Here is a 9,005-nt window from a genome sequence, read left to right as displayed (position 1 = left end):
GTTAAATAGATACATCAGAAATATATAATATGATACAAGAAAATATTGAACCGCCGTATGCCGAACGGCACATACGGGTGGTGTGAGAGGGGCTACAGGTTAGCTCCTACTCGATCCTTTTTTGAACTGTGAAATTAATATCCGTTTAAAAATAGTCTTTTTATTAAAAAATTTTAGCATTAGTTACAGTGATTCATATTAATATAAAATATATTTGTAAGTAAATTTATACTAAAAAGATTTATACAAATAAATCAATAAATGTAAACATAATAATATATAAATAAATAGTAATATATAGTAATTTATAGTATAAATGCATATCAGATATTTATAAACAGAAATTTACTATGAGAATAATAAACACGATATAATATACTAATAGATAATAAGATTTTAAAAAATTTTAAAAAAATATACACATAACTTACACATTGATGCTATACTATCTTTAACTAAGAAATTGATTTTTAATTTATATATTACAAAAAATAAATGAATATAACATCATCAATTGAAGTAATATCTAGATTATAAAATTTATTTCTACTTAGTATATTTGCTAAGTGATATAAATGAGTTCTTAAGAATTTATTTATATGTAAGTTAATTGCTTGAAGTTAAAAGTAGTGAATTAGTTATTTACTAGGAGGTATTTAATGAAAAAGAACAAATTATTAGTGACAGTTTTAGTAGGCAGTTTAGTTGTAGGTAATATGAGTCCTGTATTGGCAAATAAAGCACCCAAAAATTTAGTATCAGCAGAAATAGCTTCAAGCATCAACACAAACGACAAAAACATTGATATCAAATCTTTAGAAAAAGAAGGCTACAAAGTTGTAGTGCAAGATGGCAAACTTATACTTGAAAAGATGGTATAGAGATAATACTTGTTGAAGGGGAAAATTATTTTTATATCAATGGAAAGAAAATTGAAGTAGATTATATCGTATTTGATGGCAAAAATGTTGCTACAAAATTAGTTAATGAAGTTTATGGTGAAAATTCTACAATTCTTGCTAAATTAGTTGAAGCAGAAAATGAAGAAAAATCCACAAACTCTAGAGAATATGATAGAGAAGACAAGATAGAAGAACCTGAAGAAACAGAAGAATCTAGAGAACCAGAAGAATCTGAAGAAGAAACAGGAGTACCTGACGAAAGAACTTCAGAAGAATATGAAACAGAAAATCTTTAATAAAAAAATCCTTTAATAAAATAAAAATTTATACCTCTTTTGCCAGACTTAAATCTCCTGGCAAAAGGGGTTTTTTATTTTGGAAGTTTAATTAATTATTAAATAATGAGAAATTATTGAAAAATAATATTTAATAATTAATTAAAAATATAATTGTACAATTATATAATTTAGGATAAACTGTATTATAATTGTATTATGGAGGTATATTAATGGATTTAAGTCTTATTATTTTGGGTTGCATCATACCAGGTGTAATGACAGGTGTGGGTGCAATTCCTATATTTTTTGCTAAAAATGTAAGTCAAAAAGTTTTAGATATTATGCTTGCACTGGCTGCGGGTATAATGCTCTCTGCAACTTGCTTTTCTCTTATTATCCCAAGTCTTGAAGCTGCTAATGGAAGTTTTAGTGGGGTAATGGCTACATCCATCGGGATTTTTGTGGGAGCTTTAATGCTAGATTTAATTGATGAGTACGCTCCTCATGAACATCTGCTCGACCATAGAATAGAAGGTGGGGCAGCAAATAAAGATCTTTCTAAAATTTGGTTATTTATAATAGCTATCACAATTCATAACTTTCCGGAGGGTCTAGCTACAGGAGTTGGATTTGGAGGCGAAAATGTTGCGAATGGAATTCCTATAGCAATAGGTATTAGTTTGCAAAATATGCCCGAAGGTTTGGCAGTTGCTTTTGCACTTGTGAGCCAAGGCTATTCAAGGAATAAGAGTTTTTGGACAGCGATGTTAACAGGACTTGTTGAACCAATTGGTGCATTTTTGGGTGTGTTTTTGGTTTCTGCATTTGAGCCGATACTTGGATTTATATTGGCACTTGCAGGAGGAGCTATGCTTTTTGTAATAAGTGATGAAATTATTCCGGAGACACACAGCAATGGATATGAGCGTGAAGCGACATATGGAATAGTGCTAGGATTTATTGTTATGATGGTTTTGGATGTGTTGTTTTAAATTTAAATACTACTCATATTTGTAGTATGGGTGCTTGAATACTTTTTTATTTAAAACTCTGCAGATTCTCTTTACTACATGCAGATCCTTCGACTACAGAAATCTTGGCAGATTTCTTTCGCTCAGGATGACATGGGAGGGGGAAAATTCTCCCCGTCACATGCAAGACTCTTTATGCGTTCGCTCTGCTTTTTATTCGAGATGACATTGGAAAAGAACACGAAAACCCCCACAACTGTCATTCCGAGTGAAAGAAAATTCATGAGAATTTTCTGGAATCGAGGAATCTGCCTGTAGAGTAGCCGCTCTGTATGAATAATTAAAAAATCTTTTTAATAAATATTTTTTTATACCACCATCTTCTATTATTCTTTCGAAGGAAGGAAAGTGGGCATTCCGCTTTCGCTGCGAGGCCCCTTTCCTTTCCTTCGAGCAACCAACCAAACCCCCACGCCTTTATTAGACAAAGTTTTAGCCTCTTTAGTTTTTCATTTTACTCGCAAAAAGTCGGATTTTTAAAACTCTATGACGCTCGAACAGTTAAAAATCATTTTCGACTTTTTGCTATACTTGTTCGTGGTTTAGGTGCTTGAATACTTTTTTGTTTAAAACTCTGCAGATTCTCTTTACCACATGCAGATCCTTCGACTACAGAAATCTTGGCAGATTTCTTTCGCTCAGGATGACATGGGAGGGGGAAATTCTCTCCGTCACATGCAAGACTCTTTATGCGTTCGCAATGCTTTTTAGTCGAGATGACAGTTTAGGGAAATTTTTATCTATCCACAACTACATGCATTTCAAAAGTCATATCATCTAAAAAAGGTTCTTTCATTTCTACATATTCTGTGAAATATATTTCGCTTTTCATATCATCGGTTTTATATATTGGGTGCAATCCGTCTGCGTATTTTGTATTAGGATTTGCTTTGGCACTTCTTGGGTTATCATAATCTATTATTTCACCACAAACATGATATTTTAATATTAATTTACTTTTAGTTTTTTTTATGTAACTTGGTTTTTGATAATCTAGATTCATATTATCTATTATTTCTTTTAGTTCTTCCGGTATTGATAATTCACAAAATTCCAACTGTTTTTCAAATTTTTGTTGTTCGAATTCATTAATTTTAAGAAAATATGATTTAAATGTAAAATTCATAGTATTCCTCCTCGTTTATATTATATAATAAAAGAATAATAGGTGGTGATTTTATCAACAGATATTCTAAGATTTTAAATAAAACTAAAAGAGAGATTGTTCTTTTAAAGGCAAAACCATGTAAATGGGGCAAGTGTATTTTTTGCGATTATATTCATGACAATGATGTTGATGAAGATTATATAAATAAGGTGAATTTGGAAGTGCTAAGAAATGTGACCGGTGAGTTCAAAGTGCTTGAGGTAATTGATTCTGCTTCTGTATTTGAATTGCCTATTGAGACATTAAAAGCCATTAAAAAAGTTGTTATAGAAAAGGGAATTGAGAGATTATTTTTTGAAGCCCACTGGATTTACAGGCATCGCCTTGATGAGATAAGAAATTTTTTCGAGATACCAATTACATTTAAAACAGGTGTCGAAACTTTTGACAATAATTTCCGTGAAAATTATTTAAAGAAGGGTGCTAATTTTGAGGCTTGGCAAGAGGTAAAAGAATATTTTGATTCGCCTTGTATTATGGTTGGCATTAAAGGTCAGACACGCGAGAGTATTAAGAGAGATATGGAAATTATAAAAAATTTTGAACACGCGACTGTCAATATTTTTGAAGAAAATTCTACCGAAGTAAAGCGTGATGATGAATTAATTAAATGGTTTTATAAAAATTACAGATATTTGGAAGATAATCCTAAGATAGATATTCTATTTAATATTACTGATTTTGGTGTAGGTTGATAGGTTTAAAAATTTTATATAGGATTAATAAAATATAAATGCAATAAAAAACTGACCGGCTTTTAACTGGTCAGTTTTTGGTATATTAATCATTTACTTAAAACATAAACATTGCCATATCAGCCACATTAAGTGGTGCATCTGGACCTACAGGTATACCTAAAACATACCAAATTATTAAGAATACTGTCCAACCTCCTAAGAAAGATAGTGAGTATGGAAGCATCATAGAAGTTAGTGTTCCAAGACCTGCTTTTTTGTCATATTTTTGCATGAACACAACTATCATTGCAAAATATGCCATAAGTGGAGTGATTATATTTGTAGTTGAGTCTCCAATTCTATAAGCTACTTGTGTAAGTGCTGGTGAAAGACCTATTTCATACATCATTGGAACAAATATTGGAGCCATGATAGCCCATTTTGCTGATGCTGAACCAATAAATAAGTTGATAAAAGCTGAAACAAATACAAATAGAATTAATAGTGGCAGTCCATTAAGTCCAACTGATTCTAAAAATTCTGCTCCATTTTTAGCAAGGATAAGTGCTAAATTTGTTTTTGAGAAATATTCAACAAATTGTGCACAGAAGAAAGCAAGTACTAAGAATCCGCCAAGACCTTGCATTGCTTTAGTCATTTGGTCAACTAAGTCTTGAGAATCTTTGATTGTACCTACAGTTTTGCCATAAATAACTCCTGGAACTAAGAAAAGTAATAATAGTGCTAGAATGAGTCCATTTCCTAAGAATTCTTTTAATGTCAAAGCATTTGCAGTTTCTTCAAAAGATCTGAAAGGTGCATTTGCAGGGAACATCAATACAGCCATAATTACAATATAAACAAGTATTCCTATTAATGCATTTCTAAGTCCTTTGCGTTCTAAGTCAGTTATAGGTTCTTCATCTGGCTCGTAAGTTCCGTGATACTCTCCTAAGTTCTTTTCAACAATTTTAGTAGTAACAAGTGTACCAATAATAGTTACTAAAAATGTTGAAGCAAATAAGAAATACCAGTTACAAGTTGCTGCAAGTTGAACATCAATACCGCCAGCTTTTAGAGCTTCGTTAGTGATATTAGTTAGAAGTGGGTCTGTTGTACCAATAATTAAGTTTGCTGAGAAACCACCACTAACTCCTGCGAAAGCTGCAGCTATACCTGCAAGTGGATGGCGACCTGCATTAGCAAAAATTAAAGCTCCAAGAGGTATTACAATTAAATAACCCGCATCACTTGCTACATTTGACATAACTCCTGCAAAAACTACAGTTGCAGCTAAAAGTGTAGGGTTTACATTAGATAACATTTTTTTAAGAGCAGCGGCAAAAAGTCCACTGTTTTCAGCAACACCAACACCAAGCATAGCCACAAGTACTGTTCCAAGTGGAGCAAAGTTTGTAAAGTTTGTTGTTGCAGAGTTGAAAATATATCTAAGTCCTTCCCAATTTAGAAGCGAAACAGCTTCTTTAGTTACTTCTTCTCCAGCTTTGGCATCAAAATAAGTTACATTTAATCCTGCCTTAGCTGCAAAATGTGAAATAATAACTACGATTAATGAAAGTATTACGAAAATCATTGCTGGATGCGGAAGTGCATTACCAGCTTTTTCGACTCCTTTCAGGAAACCGCCGACGTCATTATTATCTTTTACTTTTTTCGTCATATTGACCTCCTAAATAAATATTCATAAAAGTACACACTATATTTTAAATGAAAACATTTGATATTTCAATGGATTTTTGTATTTAAAACAAAATCGTTTTACTTTAAATGAAAACATATTAATGAATTGTATTTTGATTTGCAATTTTAGATACAATAATGTATTATGACCTATTGTAAATCTACTTTTTTGGTAAAGATAGGTGCTATTAGCATGATAAGCCATACCTATTTATATGGAAGTTCGAAATAGCATATACAAATGTGTTTATTTCTAGTATAATATGGAATATATGAAATTTATTAATTATATTATTATTTTTTTATATATGGGGTGATTAATTTTATGAAAGAATATAGTTCTTTTGAGATACTAGGGCCAATAATGGTTGGACCATCTTCTTCGCATACTGCAGGTGCATGTAAAATAGCACGTGTAGCGGCTAAGATTTGTCCAGATAATTATGATAAAGTTGAATTTTATTTACATGGCTCTTTTGCACATACTTATAAAGGTCATGGTACAGATAAAGCTCTTTTGGGTGGAATCATGGGTTTTGAAACTTATGATGATTCACTGAGAGATTCATATAAAATTGCTGATGAAAGAGGACTTAATTTTTCGTTTATACCATGTGATTTGGGCGAAGGATTTCATCCAAACACAGTGAAAATTAAATTTCTTTATCACGATGGAAGCTCTGAATATGTAATAGGTTCTTCTATTGGTGGTGGAAATATTGTCATTGTAAATATAAATGGAATTAAAATAGAATTTGATGGAAAATATCCAACTCTACTTTTTGAATATAATGAACAAAAGGGTGTAATTGCTAGAGTTTCTACAATTCTAAGTTCAAATGATTATAATATTGAGTCTATTAATACTGAAAAAGATGATCTCATTCAAAAAGTTACACTAACTGTAGAAGTTGATACTAAAATTGATGATAAAGTAGTTAAAGAATTAACTGAAGATTCTAGATATCTAATAGCTAAATACGTGGAGGTATAGATGTTAAATACAGCACAAGAAATTATAGATGTATGTAACAAAGAAGGCATACATTTCTATGAATTAGTACTTAGAGAAGAGCTTAAAAATTCTAAGATGACAAAAGAAGAATTCATTGCTGAACTCCAAAAAGTTCTAGATGTCATGAAAGCATCTTCTCACAACACTTTAGAAAAAGAATATAAAACTGAATATAGAATGATTGATGGTTTTGCTAAGATATTTTATGATTATCAAAAGCAAAAAGATCCTATTACTGGAAAATTCTTAGTAAAAGCAATGGCTATGGCCTTTTCAACATCTGAGACTAATGCTAATATGGGCACAATTGCAGCAGCACCTACTGCAGGTTCTTCTGGAATTATGCCAGCTGCTCTCATGTCTATGAGAGACAAGTATGACTTAGATGATGATACTCTTATAAATGGACTCTTGACATCAATAGGGATAGGGCAAATTATTGGTAAATATGCGACTTTTGCTGGTGCCGAAGGCGGATGCCAAGCTGAGTGTGGTTCTGCAAGTGCAATGGCGGCTGCAGCAGTAGTTGAAATGCTTGGTGGAAGTGTAGAAGAGGCACTTAATGCAGCAAGTATAACTTTAATTAACATTATGGGTCTTGCTTGCGATCCAATTGCTGGCCTTGTTGAATATCCATGTACTTTCAGAAATGCTTCTGGAATTATGAATTCACTTATCTCTGCAGATATGGCTATGGCTGGAATAAAATCTATTGTTCCTTTTGATGAAGTAGCTTCTGCAATGGGTGAGGTAGGTAATTTATTGCATGAGTCTATTAGAGAGACAGGGCTTGGTGGCCTTGCAGGAACTAAAACTGGTCAAAAAATCAGAGCCGAATTTTTAAATCTTAAGGAGGATTAATTTAAATGGCTGAAAAGAAAAAAATTGGACTTATTCCAAAACTTATAATCGCAATTATACTTGGTATTTTAGTTGGAAGATATCTTCCACCTATTGTATCTCAAATTGCTATCACTATTTCTGGATTATTTGGAGCATTCCTAGGCTTCATTATTCCACTTATGATTATTGCCTTTGTATCTAAAGGTATCGCGGACCTTTCTGAAGGTGCGGGAAAACTTCTAGGAGTTACTGTTTTAATCGCTTATTGTTCTACACTTATAGGTGGATCTTTATCTTATGGAATGGCACATGCTATATTCCCAAGCTTTATCAAACCTGAACTTGCTGATCAAATTCAACAAGCATCAACTAGAGAGCTTGAAGCATTCTTCACTATTCCACTAAATCCATTTATCGAAGTTACAGCAGCACTTGTACTTGCATTTATGCTTGGACTTACTGTTTCTGGACTTAGAGCAAAAGGTGGCGGGGAAATTTTCTACAAAGCAATTGGTGAATTTAACGAAATTATTAATATAGTATTATCAAAATTCGTTATTCCACTACTACCATTCTTTATTTTTGGTAATTTCTGTAACATGAGTTATTCAGGTTCAGTATTTGCAATTATGTCTATCTTCTGGAAGATATTTATTTGTATTATTGCACTACATTTGATTTATGTATCTTTAATGTTTATTGTTGCAGGAACTTATACAGGAAGAAATCCTTTCAAATGTATAAAGAATGTTGTGCCTGGTTACTTAACAGCAGTAGGAACTCAATCTTCAGCTGCTACAATTCCTGTTAACGTTGAATGTAACAGAAAAATGGGTGTATCTAGACAAATTAGAGAATTTGTTATTCCGCTAGGAGCTACAGTTCACTTACCTGGATCTATGATTACACTTACAGCATGTGTTTACACATTGCTTACAATGTTTGAAATGGATCATTCATATGGTTTGATTCTTAAATTTATAATGATTCTTGGTGTAGCTATGGTTGCAGCACCTGGAGCACCAGGTGGAGCAGTAATGAGTGCATTACCGTTCTTACCAGTTGTAGGAATTGATCCAACAAGTTCACTTGCTACAATTCTTATATCTTTATATTTAACTCAAGACTCATTTGGTACAGCTGCAAATATCAGTGGAGATAATGCCATTTCTATTGCGGTTGAAAAAATTTATTACAAACATATTATTAAACAACCAATACCAACTGATATTGACGCTTAAATGAATATGCATATTTACCACGAAAGAACTCATCATAAAGATGGGTTCTTTTTAGTATGACGGGCATGTTCTAATGCTGGGGTGAAATTCCCTAAGGAGCGTAGTTGTCGACGAATCCCATAGCAACTTGCAAGTTTCACATGGTGACA

The 9,005-nt window shown here is 32.3% G+C and carries 8 protein-coding genes; 6 read left to right on the top strand and 2 right to left on the bottom strand.

Features of this window, described 5'->3' with window-relative positions; all coding sequences use genetic code 11:
- Window positions 1-659: 659 nt before the first annotated feature.
- Together ABID14_RS09915 and ABID14_RS09910 are read left to right on the top strand one after the other, a co-directional pair.
- A complete protein-coding gene (locus ABID14_RS09915; protein ID WP_354369579.1) occupies window positions 660-881 on the top strand; it encodes a hypothetical protein in 222 nt (73 codons plus the stop codon).
- A 529-nt stretch (window positions 882-1,410) separates the two neighbouring features.
- Window positions 1,411-2,172, top strand: a complete 762-nt coding sequence (locus tag ABID14_RS09910; RefSeq protein ID WP_354369577.1) for a ZIP family metal transporter — start codon at window positions 1,411-1,413, stop codon at window positions 2,170-2,172.
- Window positions 2,173-2,947: 775 nt separating this feature from the next.
- Here ABID14_RS09910 and ABID14_RS09905 read toward each other — a convergent pair.
- Window positions 2,948-3,337: a hypothetical protein gene (locus ABID14_RS09905; RefSeq protein ID WP_354369575.1), complete on the bottom strand. Its 390-nt coding sequence runs from the start codon at window positions 3,335-3,337 to the stop codon at window positions 2,948-2,950.
- 203 nt (window positions 3,338-3,540) lie between these two features.
- Between ABID14_RS09905 and ABID14_RS09900 the strand changes: the two genes are divergently transcribed.
- Complete coding sequence (locus ABID14_RS09900; protein WP_354369581.1) at window positions 3,541-4,074, top strand: radical SAM protein; 534 nt, start codon at window positions 3,541-3,543, stop codon at window positions 4,072-4,074.
- Between the two features lie 97 nt (window positions 4,075-4,171).
- Here the strand turns inward: ABID14_RS09900 and ABID14_RS09895 are convergent, their stop codons facing one another.
- Window positions 4,172-5,737 carry an AbgT family transporter gene (locus ABID14_RS09895; RefSeq protein WP_354369573.1) on the bottom strand — a complete coding sequence of 522 codons (1,566 nt, stop codon included), beginning with the start codon at window positions 5,735-5,737 and terminating at the stop codon, window positions 4,172-4,174.
- A 345-nt stretch (window positions 5,738-6,082) separates the two neighbouring features.
- Between ABID14_RS09895 and sdaAB the strand changes: the two genes are divergently transcribed.
- Genes sdaAB through ABID14_RS09880 form a run of 3 tightly spaced genes read left to right on the top strand, consistent with a single transcriptional unit; the run spans window position 6,083 to window position 8,856 of the window.
- On the top strand, window positions 6,083-6,751 hold the full coding sequence (gene sdaAB, locus ABID14_RS09890; RefSeq protein ID WP_354369571.1) for an L-serine ammonia-lyase, iron-sulfur-dependent subunit beta: 669 nt from the start codon (window positions 6,083-6,085) through the stop codon (window positions 6,749-6,751).
- Window positions 6,752-7,633 (top strand): L-serine ammonia-lyase, iron-sulfur-dependent, subunit alpha, encoded by an 882-nt coding sequence (gene sdaAA, locus ABID14_RS09885; RefSeq protein ID WP_354369569.1) that lies wholly within the window; start codon window positions 6,752-6,754, stop codon window positions 7,631-7,633.
- A 5-nt stretch (window positions 7,634-7,638) separates the two neighbouring features.
- The gene (locus ABID14_RS09880) at window positions 7,639-8,856 is read left to right on the top strand and encodes a dicarboxylate/amino acid:cation symporter (RefSeq protein ID WP_354369567.1); all 1,218 of its coding nucleotides are present in this window, start codon (window positions 7,639-7,641) and stop codon (window positions 8,854-8,856) included.
- The last annotated feature ends 149 nt before the right edge of the window (window positions 8,857-9,005 follow it).

The organism is Peptoniphilus olsenii (assembly GCF_040545475.1).
Lineage (GTDB): Bacteria > Bacillota > Clostridia > Tissierellales > Peptoniphilaceae > Peptoniphilus_A > Peptoniphilus_A olsenii.
Note: the sequence above shows the minus strand (reverse complement) of the source record. Positions and strands in the feature narration are given on the sequence as shown.